Annotated in this window: 1 protein-coding gene; it reads right to left on the reverse strand. The window is 57.9% G+C overall.

All coding sequences use genetic code 11. From position 1 onward, the window contains the following. On the reverse strand, positions 1–261 hold a 261-nt coding region (locus ACOZK9_RS27400; protein ID WP_421556987.1), incomplete at both ends, for a hypothetical protein.

Here is a 261-nt window from a genome sequence, read left to right on the forward strand (position 1 = left end):
TTTCAATGTCTGTCAGCAACAACCGCACGTTGTCGTAGCGGTATTTGACTTGGGTGCCGTCGGCGTTAATGCGGCGGCTGATCAGGTGCAGGCCGTCGCCGTATTCGTAGCGGGTAACGTGGCCCAGTTCATCCCGCTCGGAGGTGATTTTTCCGTAGGCGTTGTAGCTGTATTCCCGCGTTGCGCCGCCGGGTAACACGACGCGATTCAACCGACCTACGCCATCCCACTGATACTGGGTCAGTGCGCCATGTTCATCCT

The organism is Pseudomonas kitaguniensis (assembly GCF_049199985.1).
Lineage (GTDB): Bacteria > Pseudomonadota > Gammaproteobacteria > Pseudomonadales > Pseudomonadaceae > Aquipseudomonas > Aquipseudomonas kitaguniensis.